This window comes from Dolichospermum compactum NIES-806, assembly GCF_002368115.1.
In the GTDB taxonomy this organism is placed as follows: domain Bacteria; phylum Cyanobacteriota; class Cyanobacteriia; order Cyanobacteriales; family Nostocaceae; genus Dolichospermum; species Dolichospermum compactum.
Window position 1 is genome coordinate 2,169,441 of sequence record NZ_AP018316.1, and the last position, 14,122, is coordinate 2,183,562.

At 37.3% G+C, this 14,122-nt stretch carries 12 protein-coding genes; 7 read left to right on the top strand and 5 right to left on the bottom strand.

The annotated features are described in order from the left end of the window. Positions 1–25: 25 nt before the first annotated feature. The 5 genes from lpdA to CA730_RS10415 all read left to right on the top strand — a co-directional run bounded on the left by lpdA (position 26) and on the right by CA730_RS10415 (position 5,176). Positions 26–1,456: a dihydrolipoyl dehydrogenase gene (gene lpdA / locus CA730_RS10395; protein WP_096667029.1), complete on the top strand. Its 1,431-nt coding sequence runs from the start codon at positions 26–28 to the stop codon at positions 1,454–1,456. 273 nt (positions 1,457–1,729) lie between these two features. Continuing rightward, entirely contained in the window at positions 1,730–2,104 is a 375-nt protein-coding gene (locus CA730_RS10400) for a four helix bundle protein (RefSeq protein WP_096667032.1), read from the top strand. Between the two features lie 40 nt (positions 2,105–2,144). Further along, positions 2,145–3,026, top strand: a complete 882-nt coding sequence (gene trpC, locus CA730_RS10405; RefSeq protein ID WP_096667033.1) for an indole-3-glycerol phosphate synthase TrpC — start codon at positions 2,145–2,147, stop codon at positions 3,024–3,026. 586 nt (positions 3,027–3,612) lie between these two features. Continuing rightward, complete coding sequence (locus CA730_RS10410) at positions 3,613–3,858, top strand: DUF5340 domain-containing protein (RefSeq protein ID WP_096667035.1); 246 nt, start codon at positions 3,613–3,615, stop codon at positions 3,856–3,858. A gap of 166 nt (positions 3,859–4,024) precedes the next feature. Then, the gene (locus tag CA730_RS10415; protein WP_096667037.1) at positions 4,025–5,176 is read left to right on the top strand and encodes a pyridoxal-phosphate-dependent aminotransferase family protein; all 1,152 of its coding nucleotides are present in this window, start codon (positions 4,025–4,027) and stop codon (positions 5,174–5,176) included. Between the two features lie 84 nt (positions 5,177–5,260). On the opposite strand, the gene CA730_RS10420 is transcribed toward CA730_RS10415, so the two are convergent. The 4 genes from CA730_RS10420 to CA730_RS24300 form a co-directional block, all read right to left on the bottom strand. After that, positions 5,261–5,488 (bottom strand): DUF2949 domain-containing protein, encoded by a 228-nt coding sequence (locus CA730_RS10420; protein WP_096667039.1) that lies wholly within the window; start codon positions 5,486–5,488, stop codon positions 5,261–5,263. A 1,052-nt stretch (positions 5,489–6,540) separates the two neighbouring features. Further along, a complete protein-coding gene (locus CA730_RS10425) occupies positions 6,541–7,068 on the bottom strand; it encodes a DUF192 domain-containing protein (RefSeq protein WP_096667041.1) in 528 nt (175 codons plus the stop codon). 545 nt (positions 7,069–7,613) lie between these two features. After that, complete coding sequence (gene nblR, locus CA730_RS10430) at positions 7,614–8,327, bottom strand: response regulator transcription factor NblR (protein ID WP_096667043.1); 714 nt, start codon at positions 8,325–8,327, stop codon at positions 7,614–7,616. 581 nt (positions 8,328–8,908) lie between these two features. Further along, entirely contained in the window at positions 8,909–9,055 is a 147-nt protein-coding gene (locus CA730_RS24300) for a hypothetical protein (protein ID WP_157749952.1), read from the bottom strand. Positions 9,056–9,313: 258 nt separating this feature from the next. Between CA730_RS24300 and CA730_RS10435 the strand changes: the two genes are divergently transcribed. Continuing rightward, entirely contained in the window at positions 9,314–10,555 is a 1,242-nt protein-coding gene (locus CA730_RS10435) for a glycosyltransferase family protein (protein ID WP_096667045.1), read from the top strand. Positions 10,556–10,583: 28 nt separating this feature from the next. Then, a complete protein-coding gene (locus tag CA730_RS10440) occupies positions 10,584–13,628 on the top strand; it encodes an Eco57I restriction-modification methylase domain-containing protein (RefSeq protein ID WP_096667047.1) in 3,045 nt (1,014 codons plus the stop codon). Between the two features lie 2 nt (positions 13,629–13,630). Here CA730_RS10440 and CA730_RS10445 read toward each other — a convergent pair whose 3' ends face one another. Further along, positions 13,631–14,008 carry a hypothetical protein gene (locus tag CA730_RS10445; RefSeq protein WP_096667050.1) on the bottom strand — a complete coding sequence of 126 codons (378 nt, stop codon included), beginning with the start codon at positions 14,006–14,008 and terminating at the stop codon, positions 13,631–13,633. Positions 14,009–14,122 lie beyond the last annotated feature (114 nt).

Below are 14,122 nucleotides of genomic sequence, written 5' to 3' on the forward strand. Positions count from 1 at the left end.
AGGCGAAGATAACGGGGAAATAAAAGTGAGTCCTGGATTTGATTACGATTTGGTGATTATCGGCGCTGGTGTAGGCGGTCATGGCGCTGCTTTACACGCTATCAGTTGCGGTCTAAAAACGGCGATTATTGAAGCTGGAGATATGGGAGGAACTTGTGTAAACAGGGGTTGTATTCCTTCTAAGGCATTATTAGCGGCTTCAGGAAAGGTGAGGGAATTACGTAATGCCCATCATCTCAAGTCTTTGGGAATACAGATTGGTAATGTGGAGTTTGAACGGCAAGCGATCGCTGATCATGCTAACAATCTCGTTGCCAAAATTCAAGGGGACTTAACGAACAGTCTCAAGCGCTTGGGAGTTGAAATTATTCGGGGTTGGGGTAAGGTGTCTGGTACACAAAAAGTTACCATCACCACCGACAAAGGTGAGAAAACCATCACCGCCCAAGACATTATCCTTTCTCCTGGTTCTGTTCCCTTCGTTCCCCCCGGAATTGAAGTAGACGGCAAAACCGTATTTACCAGTGACCAAGGTGTTAAATTAGAAACTCTACCCAAGTGGGTGGCAATTATTGGTAGCGGTTACATTGGCTTAGAATTTTCTGATGTTTACTCGGCTTTAGGTTGTGAAATCACCTTAATTGAAGCCCTGAGTGAGTTAATGCCAGGATTTGATCGGGACATTGCTAAACTGGCAGAACGGGTCTTAATTAACCCCCGTGATATTGAAACCAAAGTCGGTATCTACGCTAAAAAAATTATTCCTGGTTCACCAGTAATCATTGAGTTGGCTGACTTTCAAACTAAAGAAGATTTAGAAGTTCTGGAAGTTGATGCTTGTTTGGTCGCGACCGGTCGCGTTCCAGCTACGCAAAATCTTGGGTTAGATTCTGTGGGAGTCGCTCTTGATCGCCGTAATTTTATTCCTGTAAATGATAATATGGCGGTATTATCGGACGGGGAAGTTGTTCCCCATCTCTGGGCTATTGGTGATGCTATCGGCAAAATGATGTTGGCTCATGCGGCATCGGCTCAAGGTATTATTGCTGTAGAAAATATGATGGGTCGTCACAAAACTGTTGACTACCGCAGCATTCCCGCCGCCGCTTTTACCCATCCAGAGGTTAGCTATGTGGGCTTGACTGAAACAGCCGCCCATGCTTTGGGTTTAACTGAAGGTTTTGAAGTCGCCACCAGTAAGAGTTACTTTAAAGGTAATTCCAAGGCTTTGGCAGAAAATGATACTGATGGAATGACGAAGGTAATTTATCGTACAGATACTGGCGAGGTGTTAGGTGTACATATCTTTGGTCCCCACGCCTCAGATTTAATTCATGAAGCCGCCGCCGCTATTGCCAGTCGTCAATCTATCCAAACTCTTGCTTACCTAGTTCACGCTCATCCAACGCTTTCAGAAGTTTTAGATGAAGCTTATAAACGGGCATTAGTTAGTTAGTAGTCAGTGGTCAGTGGTCAGTGGTCAGTTGAATAAATGGCGAAATCTAAGTAGGTGAACAGAAAAATTTAAAGGTATGTGAAGAAAAGTAAAATCACTCAAAACTCTCTTCCTGTTCCCAGTTGAGAGTTCCCTGTTCCCTTGCCCCAACGACAATTTTTAACGCCCACCTACTTAACTTCGAGAATTTGCAAGTTTACCAATTATCAGAGAAACTAGTACCGCAAGGCGTTCGTCAAAAGTCAAAAGTCAAAATGAAGACTGTATAGGCTTTTGGAGGGTTTAGAATGGTTGGTTTATTTCCGCCAAGCTGTACTAGCTGATGAGATTTGGAAAATTGTTCTTCATTGGGAGGAATTTCCCAAAGCAAGAATTGGTAAGCAAATAGTACATTCTGTTGATAGTATTGGCGCAAATATTGCAGAAGGTTGCGGCAGGTATAACTTTCAGGATAATCGCCGGTTCGTCAGAATAGAGAGAGGTTCTTTAAATGAAACTAGACATTGGTTAAGACGAGCTTATAAACCAAATCTATTAACAGATGACGAAGTAAATAGGCTCAAACCAATCATTGATGAACTTTCTCCCAAGTTAAACGCTTATCTTAACTCCATTGGCAATATTTCAGGAAAAAACTCTGACAACTAACAACTGACAACTGACAACTAACAACTGACAACTAACCAATATGCAAATCCGTCGTCGTTCACCTAGCCCAGTTATTAATATTTCTATACTTCAATATCGGTCTGCTATAGAAGGGGCTGCACCAAATAACATTTTAGAAGAAATTGTCTGGCTCAAAGAAGCAGAAGTTGAGCAAATGCGAGAAAGGCTACCTTTGCGGGAATTGCAAACACAAGCCCTATCAGTGCCACCAACTCGTGATTTTGTTAATGCTTTGCGTCAAGGTAAAACTCATCCGGCTTTAATTGCTGAAGTCAAAAAAGCTTCCCCCAGTAAAGGGGTATTTAGGGAGGATTTTGACCCAGTAGCGATCGCTCAATCTTATCAAAAAGGTGGAGCTAGTTGTCTTTCTGTTCTCACAGATGTTAAATTTTTCCAAGGTAGTTTTGAAAATCTATCCTTAGTCCGTGCAGCAGTAGATTTACCTTTGCTGTGCAAGGATTTTATTATCTATCCTTACCAAATGTATTGGGCGCGAATTCATGGAGCAGACGCAGTTTTATTAATAGCAGCCATCCTTAGTGATCAAGATTTGCAATACTTTATCAAAATTGCTCATAACCTGAAAATGGCAACTTTAATAGAAGTGCATAATTTAGAAGAACTAGATCGAGTTTTAGCTTTAGATGGTGTTTCTTTAATTGGCATTAATAATCGCAACTTAGAAGATTTTTCTGTTGATTTACAAACAACTTGTCAATTACTCACAGCTAGAGGTGAACAGTTACAAGCAAAAAACATTCTTGTCGTTAGCGAATCAGGATTGCATCACCCAGAGGATTTAAGTGTAGTTAAAAAAGCAGGTGCATCCGCTGTACTTATTGGTGAATCCTTGGTTAAACAACCAGATCCTCAATTAGCAATAGCCAATCTCTTTGCTTAATCACAGTCTTAGAGGTTGTTTGAAAAGTTTTTAATGTATAAATCAACCCCTCTGGTAAACCTCTCCCCGACGCGGGGAGAGGCTTTAAAACCCCCCTTCCCAGCCTTCGGCACGCTGCGCTAACGCAGGGAAGGGGGGCTGGCTCACAAGGGTAGGTTTTTAATATTGTCTGTGAAGGCAAGACTGGGAAGACTTGGAGGGAACGTAGACAAGGAAGATTTTATCCGCACAATAGTCTTTTAACGGTGTGTTATTGTTGCCAAAAAACATCATCCTGTAGGGTTTTCCTCCCTTGTCACCTTGTCCACCTTGTCGCCCAAGTCTTGCCCTCACCAGAATGTAAAAAACCTACACCTGTCAGGGCTGGGGGGTTGGGTTTTTGGAAATTATGGTTTCATCTAATACTTTTCAAACATCCTCTTAAATGCCATATAAAATAAGGGTTTACATCCGCATTTTTCCTTTCTATCTCCTGCTGAATAACTGCAATTATTTATTTCTTGTGTAAGAATTAATTTGGGCTTAACAAAACCTTAACTAAGTTAAAAATTAAACATCCCTAAGTTTCAACTTCATAATAAATTACATGGAGCCAATTCCCTTACCTTCTCCTGTCCATTACGAACTTATACTTCAAATTTTAGAAAGACAAACCATGACTTCTCTAGGTCAAAACCAAGACCTACGCAATCAAGTTAATCAACTAATTATTACCCTGCGAAAAGCTGCATCCCAACAAAAACGCCTAGAAGAAACTTTTGAATCTTCTTCCTTAGTAATTGATCACCGTTGGTCTATTAACCATTTTGGTGATAAAGTAGATTGCTCATGATAAATGTCTATTTCCATTTAGACAAAATCTAGCCCTGCAAAAGCGGGGTTAATTAAACAGTTTTTAACTGGCATTCCTACGAAAAATTTGAGTAGGTTTTTTTGTGTTTTTATCCCCTAGAGGGGTTAATTTGTATTGTATTGAAATTTTCAACTAGGACACAAACATGGACGATAAATTGATGCTGATGATTCCTGGTCCTACCCCAGTTCCAGAAGCAGCTTTACTAGCATTAGCTAAACACCCCATTGGCCACCGCAGCGGTGAGTTTAGTAGCATGATGGGAGAGGTGACAGAAAACCTCAAATGGCTACATCAAACCACCAGCGATGTATTGATGCTAAATGTTAGTGGTACTGGTGCTGTAGAAGCGGGAATAATTAATTTTCTTTCTCCAGGCGATCGCATTTTAGTCGGTTCTAATGGTAAATTCGGTGAACGTTGGGTAGAAGTTGGTCAAGCCTTTGGCTTAAATGTAGAAGCAGTCACCGCAGAATGGGGACAACCCTTAGACCCAGCCCAATTTGCAGCCAAACTCCAAGCTGATACCAACAAAGAAATCAAAGCCGTCATTATCACCCACAGCGAAACCTCAACCGGTGTCATAAATGATCTAGAAGCCATCAACCGCCACGTTAAAGAACATGGAGAGGCTTTAATTATTGTTGATGCTGTCACCAGTTTAGGGGCTTACAACGTCCCTGTAGACGCTTGGGGTTTAGATGTAGTCGCTTCTGGTTCACAAAAAGGTTATATGATTCCCCCCGGCTTAGGATTTATCTCCGTCAGTCCTAAAGCCTGGGAAGCCTACAAAACCGCAAAATTGCCCAAGTATTATTTAGATTTAGGGAAATATCGGAAAGCCACCGCTAAAAATACCACTCCCTTTACTCCCCCAGTTAACTTAATGGTGGCACTACATACCACCTTGGGAATGATGAAAAAGGAAGGATTGGAATCCATCTTTACCCGTCATGAACGCCAAAAAAATGCTACTCGTGCAGCCATGAAAGCATTAAATTTATCACTGTTTGCCGCTGATGAATGTGCCAGTCCTGCCATTACTGCTGTAGCTACTCCAGGCATCGAAACCGATAAAATTCGTTCTTTAATGAAAAAACGGTTTGATATTGCTTTAGCAGGTGGACAAGACCATCTGAGTAATAAAATTTTCCGCATAGGTCACTTAGGTTTTGTGTGCGATAGAGACATTCTTAGCTGTATCGCTTCCCTAGAAGTTGTCCTTCCACAAGTTGGTCATGAAAACTTTACTTCCGGCGCTGGTATAGCAGCAGCAGCAAAAGTTTTTGCCCAATAGTTATTAGGCTGGTAGTGGGTAACGGGTAATAGGTAATGGGAAAATTCTGACCCTACTCCCTGCTCCCTGCCCCAGGCCTCTTCCCTACGCTGTTTCTAGCCAATCATAAATTTGTTCTAACTGTTCTAGAGTAATTAACCCATATTGCCAAAGAGTCATGGTTAAAGAACCAGGATCTTGATCACGATTACGTAATGCTACAGCCAGGGAAGCAGCGGAAATTGCCAAATCTTCCTGGAGGAAATTAATTAGCCGAGAATATCTTGATGGTGCCATTTGTATCTCACCTCCTTGAGTAGAATTGATGATCATAGATTGTTTATCTTGTTTATCTAATTTTGTGGGTATTGTGTAGCCAGTATTTTATGTGTCACCTGGCTGTAAGTAGCTCAAAGATTCAAGGTTGTATAAAAAAATATATTCTTCCAAGTAACCCTTTTGTAAAGGATTAATCTACCTGAATCTACTAGTAGACCAATGTACTGACAATCACGGAGCAATTCCTACTACAGCGACTTGTGTATCCCATCAGGATAATATTTTAGGTAATATTTCAACCATGATGTTAGTGTCACTATTAAAACCCTCTAGTTTTTTGTTTTGATTTACAGCGATTTCCAATCATATAAGGTACATCCTAGACCCCTCATCGCTTGCGGTGAACCAGCGCTGTAGGACGGTTTCCCACCGTAGGCGACTGGTGAACCCGAAGAGGGAGGGGGTTGGGGGCTCACAAGGGTAGGTTTTTAATATTGTCTGTGAAGGCAAGACTGGGAAGACTTGGAGGGAACGTAGACAAGGAAGAGTTTATCCGCACAATAGTCTTTTAACGGTGTGTTATTGTTGCCAAAAAACATCATCCTGTAGGGTTTTCCTCCCTTGTCACCTTGTCCACCTTGTCGCCCAAGTCTTGCCCTCACCAGAATGTAAAAAACCTACACCTGTCAGGGGTAGGGGGTGGGGTTCTTGTTCCAGGTTTGATGACAATTTGCTGTAAGTAACAAAGATTTTATAATTTATACTCACCTATTGGCGACTATTTACACTTGCGCCAAAAGGGAGATTTTGTTACTTAATTTTAAAGTCGTGATTTTAACTGGAAAAACTAAAATTTGATGTCATTCAGGCTACTGATAAATATTAACCTCTTTACTACTATTTATGCCAGGTTTGGTAGTATTTTTTCAAAAAATAATTTTGTACCAGATAAAAATTCAGCATAAAGACTTATGCTATTTTTACATATAATTGTTGCTATAGCAGAAGTCAGAAGTTAAAAGTCAAAAGTCTCTTGTGGTCTGGCTTTTAGCATAGATTTTGTATCTTATTTAAGTGCATAGAGCTATAGTCAATCTCGGTTATGTTTATCGAATAGTACCAGGAGTTAGGAAATCTATTTTGATCTGATCTCCTTTCTTTAAACCTAATTCTTTAGCTCGTCCTGACCTCAGTTCAATTACTTGATCTATCAGTACATTAGGACCATAGGTGGGACAAGGTTCTATGTCACAAGGAGGAGCAGATGCTTGGATGTACTGAACGACACCTTTCCGGAGAAATACCATATCCAACGCAACAGGCACATTCTTCATCCAAAATTGTACTGGTTGTGCGTTCGGAAAAAGAAACAGCATTCCTTGGTTATCTGGTAAAGCCTTTCTATACATCAAACCCATCTGTTGTTGTAGTTGTGTTCGTGCTACTTCTAACTGAATTTTTATATTTCCAGGGAGATTAGCTTTAGCCGAAATTGGCAACTTTTGACCAGTATTTACTGATGTTTGGGTTGATGATTCTGATGTTACGGCTGGAGATTTAGCTGTGGTTGGTGATGAACAGCCCATTAGCAGGATACTAAGTAATATTGAACATAAACTAAGCCAAGAAATCATAACTCGTATAGGGAATAAGGAATAGGGAAATTAGGCATCAGTAAAAATTAATAATTATACCAGGATTTACGCAACTGGCACATTGTTAGGGTGTGGTTCGGCAAGTTCACCAACCACGTCAGAGATCAACAATCTGTTTATTTGCAGGATTTATGCAGTCTGACACACCCTACGAAAGATTTTTAGTGTGACACTTGCGTAAGTCCTATAGACTAATCACCTCTTACCAAATTACCAATTAAATTATTTACTGCAATTTAGATTCTAACTATCTTACTTAATTTCGGCAAAATTGCCCACAAATTTAGATGTTATTAGGACTTACGCACTATATAAATTTACTATGATGTGCATGAACGAAAATCCGTCGTTTCAGGCTTTTGACCTTCTGAATCAATAGCGAACTGCTTGCACCAGCACTTCGCTATCGCTCAAAAATCATCAAAAAATCACTTGAAAATGCCCAAAACCCATACCTCATATTTGGTTGATCCTGTCAATGCGTAAGTCCTAGTTATTTGTGATTATTTCTGATTTTATGGATTTTAGGAGTCTCTGAGTACATAACCTACACCGCGTATAGTTTGAATTAGGCGTTTTTGACCTTCTTCTTCAATTTTGAGTCGGAGGTAACGAATATATACTTCAATAACATTAGACTCACCCATAAAGTCGTAACCCCAAACATTTTCTAAAATCTGTTCACGGGTTAATACTTCACGGGGATGTTCCATTAAGAACTTTAAGAGTTCAAATTCTTTCATGGTCAAGTCAATGACCTTACTGTTGTAAATAGCCCGACGGGTTCCTATATCCAAAATCAAGTCACCAAAGCGTAATTGTTCGGTGGTATCAACATCTGGTTTGAGATAGAGACGAATCAGCTTTAAAAAATCTTCCGAACGGTAAGGTTTGAGAATGTAATCATCAGCACCAGCGTCTAAACAAGCTATGCGATCATCTACTGTGTCTCTAGCCATTAAAACCAGTATAGGAGAACGATTACCAATATTTCTGAGATTTTTACATAAAGATAGTCCTGATTCACCGACGAGCATTCGGTCTACAACAATTAAAGCAGGTTGGCGATGGCTTTGATTGCTGGAAGCACCGCTACAGTATTTTAATCCATTGGCTGCATCATGAGTCACAATGGCATCATAGCCAGCTTCTTGTAAATCACCGGCTAATTGATGAGCTAAAGTTTCATCTGGTTCAATCACCAAAACAAAAACAGCGGGATTGTGGGTAGCTATCATAGCAGTTGGGCTAAAAAGAAAACAAATTTGGGTTGGTAATTAGAAAAAACCCTCTCCCCTGAGTTATAACCTATTACCGTGTTACTAATATTTCAAACAATACTAACTCAAGTTACTAATTCTCCGGTTGTACTTATATACAAGTTGCTACAACTCAATCAGAACAATAATAAGTTTTGCTTAAATGCTATTATACTCGAAATAATGCCAAACTACCTTTTTGCCCTGGAGGGGTCGTCATTATCTTACCATTTGAGTGAATAAAATCAAGCTAAACTCGCCCAAACCCTCTTGCCTTTTTACTCTTTGCGTCTCTGCTCCTCTGCGTAAGGTAAAATCATAAGAATACCCAGTAAGTGGGAAACTCAGTGGCTTTAGCCCTGATAGGGAAACTGACCACGGTTTTAACCGCTTTGAATATTTTTTCATATTCTGCTAAATCAATTTTTTTTTAGCTTAACCGATAAGTATTGAAATCAAATGGGATCATCTAGATAGATAACCCCATTAAATCTCTCAAAATCTAAAAGCCTAAAACCTTTGTTATACCCTACCAGAAACTTTTATGAATTTGCTCTTGATTACTTACCTAAACCATCATATCTGTTTGGGTCTTTTTTCTCTTTTTTGTCCTTGGGATCTTTCTTAGGCTTTTTAACTTCTTTATTACCTTTTTTTTCCTTAGACATCAGTATCACCCAACTAGGTTTACCCGTCAAAGCTGCCACATTCTGCTATTAGTAAATCAGGGCGTAGCTTACCTGATATCCTCTGAAAACAGGAAGGGAAGCATTGCACATTTACGCTACTAATTACTATGATACATTGTTATTTAATTTTGTTATGAATTTGATTAACCACGATACAAAACTTTAGATACCTTGTAACTATATCTAATTGAGATTTTAATTTCGATATTCAGTTTTGTTGCCTTAATTCATTATATCAGTATAATCATATTTTATAACGCATTAGGTAATAATTAAATGACTACACCCGTAGATATTCTCATTCTTTCTAATGGACCAGGGGAGGTGACAACGTGGGTACGTCCTGTTGTTAAAGCATTGAGAGAAGAATTAGGACATGATGTTTCTCAAGTGAGAATTTCTGTAATATTGTCACCTTGTCCCCATGCTAGTGGCAAAGAAACTGATATAGCGTTGGGTTATCCAGAGGTTGATAGAGTTCAAGCACCTGAATATTTTTGGCAATTTTTACTGTGGGGAAAAACCGCGCAAAATTGGGAATGGAGAAATCAAGGTGTAGTCATATTTTTAGGTGGTGATCAAATTTTTCCGGTGATTATTGGTAAAAAATTAGGATATAAAACTGTAGTTTATGCGGAGTGGGAAGCCCGTTGGCACAATTTCATAGATAAATTTGCCATTATGAAAGCTCAAGTTGCGAAAAATGTCTCTGCTAAATATGCTGATAAATTCACTGTTGTTGGTGATTTGATGTTAGAAGCAGCAAAGAATGAAATCACACCTAAAGTTGCAAATCCTCAATCTAAAGTTGAACTAATTGGAATTTTACCGGGGTCAAAATCTGCAAAATTAACCCAAGGTGTACCTTTAATGTTAGCAATTGCTGAATATATTTATCATAAAAACCCGAAAACGAAGTTTTTTATTCCCGTTGCACCAACTTTAGATTTACCAACTTTAGCTAATTTTGCTAATCCTGAAACTAATTCATTTACACAAGCGTTTGGTTTTCAAGGTGCATCTTTATCTGGTAATTTTCTTGCAACTACTACTGGATTAATCGTGGAATTAAAACAAGAAAATCCAGTTTATGATTTATTATCTCAATGTTCTATTTGTTTAACTACAGTTGGTGCAAATACCGCAGAATTAGGTGCTTTAGCTGTACCGATGATTGTCCTATTACCAACTCAACAATTAGATGCAATGCGTTCTTGGGATGGTTTACCAGGAATGTTGGCAAATTTACCGGGAGTAGGTTCTAGTTTTGCTAAATTAATTAATTGGTGGGTGTTGAGACGTAAGGGTTTATTTGCTTGGCCAAATATTTGGGCGCAAGCAGAAATTGTCCCGGAATTAGTAGGTAAATTGCAACCTGAAGAAGTGGGAGAAATGGTTTTAGATTTGTTAGCAAATCCAGAGAAATTAGAGGCTATACGGGATAAATTACGCAGTGTCAGAGGTGAAGGTGGGGCTGCACAGAAGTTGGCTATTTTGGTGAAAGAAGAGTTATTATAGATTTAGATAAAATTGGAATTTTGAAAATATGAAAGCACCTGATAGTATTGTTCAACTGGTTGAATATTTTCACTCTTCGATAGAATTGTATCGGGCGGGGGGAATTAATGAAACCCAAACCAGAATTGAATTTATTAATCCTTTGTTTGCTGCTTTGGGATGGGATATTGGCAATGAACGACAAATTTCTGATATTTATAAAGATGTTGTTCATGAAGATTCTTTAAAAATTAGTGATGTAAATAAAGCCAAAGCACCTGATTATAGTTTTCGGGTTGGTGGAGTCAGAAAGTTTTTTGTGGAAGCGAAAAAACCCGCTGTTAATGTGGGTCAAAATATGAGTGCAGCTTTTCAAGTGAGACGTTATGGCTGGTCTGCAAAGTTAGCTTTAAGTATTTTAACAGATTTTGAAGAATTTGCAGTTTATGACTGTCGAATTATGCCCAATAAAAATGATTCAGCATCAGTGGCTAGAATCAAACATTTTAATTATACAGAATATATTGATAAATGGGCAGAGATTTATAATCTTTTTTCTAAGGAAGCTGTGTTAAATGGTTCTTTAGAAAGGTTTGCAGAAACTAAAGTTAAGTCTGGGATTACTGTTGATCAAAAATTTCTCCAAGAAATTGAAGTTTGGCGAGAAAATTTAGCTGCTAATATTGTTTGGCGAAATCCGCAAATTCAACAAAGAGAGTTAAATTTTGCTGTGCAAATGACAATTAATAGAATTGTCTTTTTACGCATTTGTGAAGATAGGGGAATTGAACCTTATCAACAGTTATATAATTTATTAAAGTTTGAAAATTTTTATCAAGAGTTAGGGCGGTTATTTATTAATGCAGATTATCGCTATAATTCTGGTTTATTCCATTTTCAAGATGAAAAAGGACGAGAAAATTCTGATGATTTTACTTTGAATTTAACTATAGATGATTCTATTTTAACATTAATTATTAGAAAACTCTATCCTCCCGAAAGTCCCTATGAGTTTTCTGTGATTCCTGTGGAAATTTTGGGACAAGTGTATGAACAATTTTTAGGGAAAGTCATTCAAATATCTGCAAGTCGTCAAGCAGTTATTGAAGATAAACCGGAAGTAAGAAAAGCTGGAGGTGTTTATTATACTCCTAGTTACATTGTTGATTATATTATTAAACAAACTATTGGTAAGGTTTTAGAGGGTAAAAAACCAGAAAAAATCCAAGATATGACAATTCTTGATCCTGCTTGTGGTTCGGGTTCTTTTTTAATTGTGGCTTATCAATTTATCTTAGATTGGTATTTAGAACAATATCTGCAAAATCCCAAGAAATACAAAAATAAATTCTATCAAATTTCGGATCATCAATGGCGTTTGACAGCAAGTGAAAGAAAGCAGATTCTGTTAACTCACATTTATGGTGTTGATATTGATCAACAAGCGGTAGAAACAACTAAGTTATCTTTGTTATTAAAGGTATTGGAGGGAGAATCAGGAGAAACAATTACCAGACAATTACAGTTATTCAAGGAAAGGGCTTTACCTGATTTAGATCATAATATTCAATGTGGTAATACCTTGATAGATGGAGATTTTTATCAACATACTCAATTAAATTGTTTGGACGAAGATACGGCTTATAGGGTTAATATTTTTGACTGGGAATCAGCTTTTTCTGCTATTATGAAACGAGGTGGTTTTGATGTAGTTATTGGTAATCCTCCCTATATTAGAATTCAAGCTTTAAAAGAATGGGCTGCATTGGAAGTTGAATTTTATAAACAACAATATGTTTCTGCTAGTAAGGGAAATTATGATATTTATGTTATTTTTGTGGAAAAGGGATTAGAGTTATTAAGAAAAGATGGCTATTTAGGTTTTATTTTACCTCATAAGTTTTTTAATGCTCAATATGGAGAAGCTATCAGGAAGTTAATTTCTGAGGGTAAATATCTGAATAAAATAGTGCATTTTGGAGATCAACAAGTTTTCCCCAAGGTTTCAACTTATACTTGTTTGCTTTTTTTGAAAAAATCACAACAATCTGATTTAGAAATGGAAAAAGTCATTGATTTAATGGATTGGAAAATCAACAATAATAGTCAAACAGGAATTATTAATCATTTATTAGTTTCATCTTCAGAATGGAATTTTACTCTGGGAGAAGATGCCAAAATATTTACCAAATTACAACAAATTAAATCTACACTAGAAGATGTAACAGAGAGGATTTTTCAAGGAATTAAAACCAGTGCTGATAAAATATATATCGTAGAAGAATTATCACGGGAAGATAATTTAATTAAAGTTTTTTCTAAACAGAAACAAACAGCATATTGGTTAGAATCTAAGTTACTACATCCTTTAATCAAAGGTGGTGATAGTAAAAGATATTATTTGTCTAAAACCAATAAGTTGATTATTTTTCCCTATATGCTTAAAAATAATGGTTCAATGGAATTAATTTCTATGAATATCTTTGAAAAAGAATATCCTTCAACCTGGAATTATTTACTAGATAATAAAAATTATTTAGAAAGTAGAGAAAATAGCAAGATGTTAGGAGAAACTTGGTATGGATATAGTAGATTTCAAGCTTTAAATGTCATGGTTTTACCAAAAATATTTACTCCTGATATTGCTACAGGTTCATCATTTACATGGGATAAAACAGGGGAAATCTTTTTTACAGGTGGTGTTGCTGGAGGATATGGAATTTTAGTAAAATCTAATTATTCATGGGAATACATTTTAGGGTTGTTAAATAGCAAAGTCCTAGAATTTTATCTCAAAAAATCATCTACATCTATGAGAGGTGGTTACTACAGTTTTGAATCTCGGTTTATTCGCAATCTTCCTATTAAAGTTATTGATAATTCTCAAATTCCAGAGAAGAAAAAACATGATTTAATTGTTAATTTAGTACAACAAATGCTTTCTCTGCATGAAAAAATTAATGAGGTGAATACACCCCCAGCAAAAAAGATGATTCAGCAACAAATACAAGCTACTGATAGACAAATCAATCAATTAGTTTATGAACTGTATGAATTAACTGATGCGGAAATAACTATGATTGAATGTACGTAAATTTACTCTTCCCCTTGTCCGCGTCCTAATTCATACACACCAGCACCAATACAAGTAAGTATACCCATACTAATTCCCCAGCTATTACCTAAACTGATATCTAGAAGCCAGTTAGATAAACTACCAAATATCAAAAATGGGAAAATGCTAAATAGTGAAGCATAAAAAGAATTTTGTGATTCTCTGGCTTTGCGAGTTTTTTCAAATTCTGATTGACTGGTATAGAGGAAACGTTCAGCAAAATTAAACCAGCGGTTGAGTTGTGTCGTTACCCATTGTCTGGTTTGGGAAAAACTCACATATAACGCTAAAGCCCATAAACAAGCTCCAGCGATCGCAACTGTATCTAACTCAAAGCGAAAAGGCAATATATCAAACATGGCATCGGTTAACTCTCCAATTGCTTATTTTAGCTTTTATCTGCCCCTAAATCCCACTATGGTGAGATTTTTATGCACAGGTTAGAGAATGATTATTTATTAAAGCTTACCCAG

Excerpts from the sequence above, each read along its gene's own strand:
- CA730_RS10425 (WP_096667041.1), bottom strand. The coding sequence starts at position 7,068 with ATGATTTCTTGGCTTAGTTTATGTTCAATATTACTTAGTATCCTGCTA.
- CA730_RS10410 (WP_096667035.1), top strand. The coding sequence starts at position 3,613 with ATGGAGCCAATTCCCTTACCTTCTCCTGTCCATTACGAACTTATACTT.
- nblR (WP_096667043.1), bottom strand. The coding sequence starts at position 8,327 with ATGATAGCTACCCACAATCCCGCTGTTTTTGTTTTGGTGATTGAACCA.
- CA730_RS10445 (WP_096667050.1), bottom strand. The coding sequence starts at position 14,008 with ATGTTTGATATATTGCCTTTTCGCTTTGAGTTAGATACAGTTGCGATC.
- CA730_RS10420 (WP_096667039.1), bottom strand. The coding sequence starts at position 5,488 with ATGATCATCAATTCTACTCAAGGAGGTGAGATACAAATGGCACCATCA.
- CA730_RS10435 (WP_096667045.1), top strand. The coding sequence starts at position 9,314 with ATGACTACACCCGTAGATATTCTCATTCTTTCTAATGGACCAGGGGAG.
- trpC (WP_096667033.1), top strand. The coding sequence starts at position 2,145 with ATGCAAATCCGTCGTCGTTCACCTAGCCCAGTTATTAATATTTCTATA.
- CA730_RS10440 (WP_096667047.1), top strand. The coding sequence starts at position 10,584 with ATGAAAGCACCTGATAGTATTGTTCAACTGGTTGAATATTTTCACTCT.
- CA730_RS10415 (WP_096667037.1), top strand. The coding sequence starts at position 4,025 with ATGGACGATAAATTGATGCTGATGATTCCTGGTCCTACCCCAGTTCCA.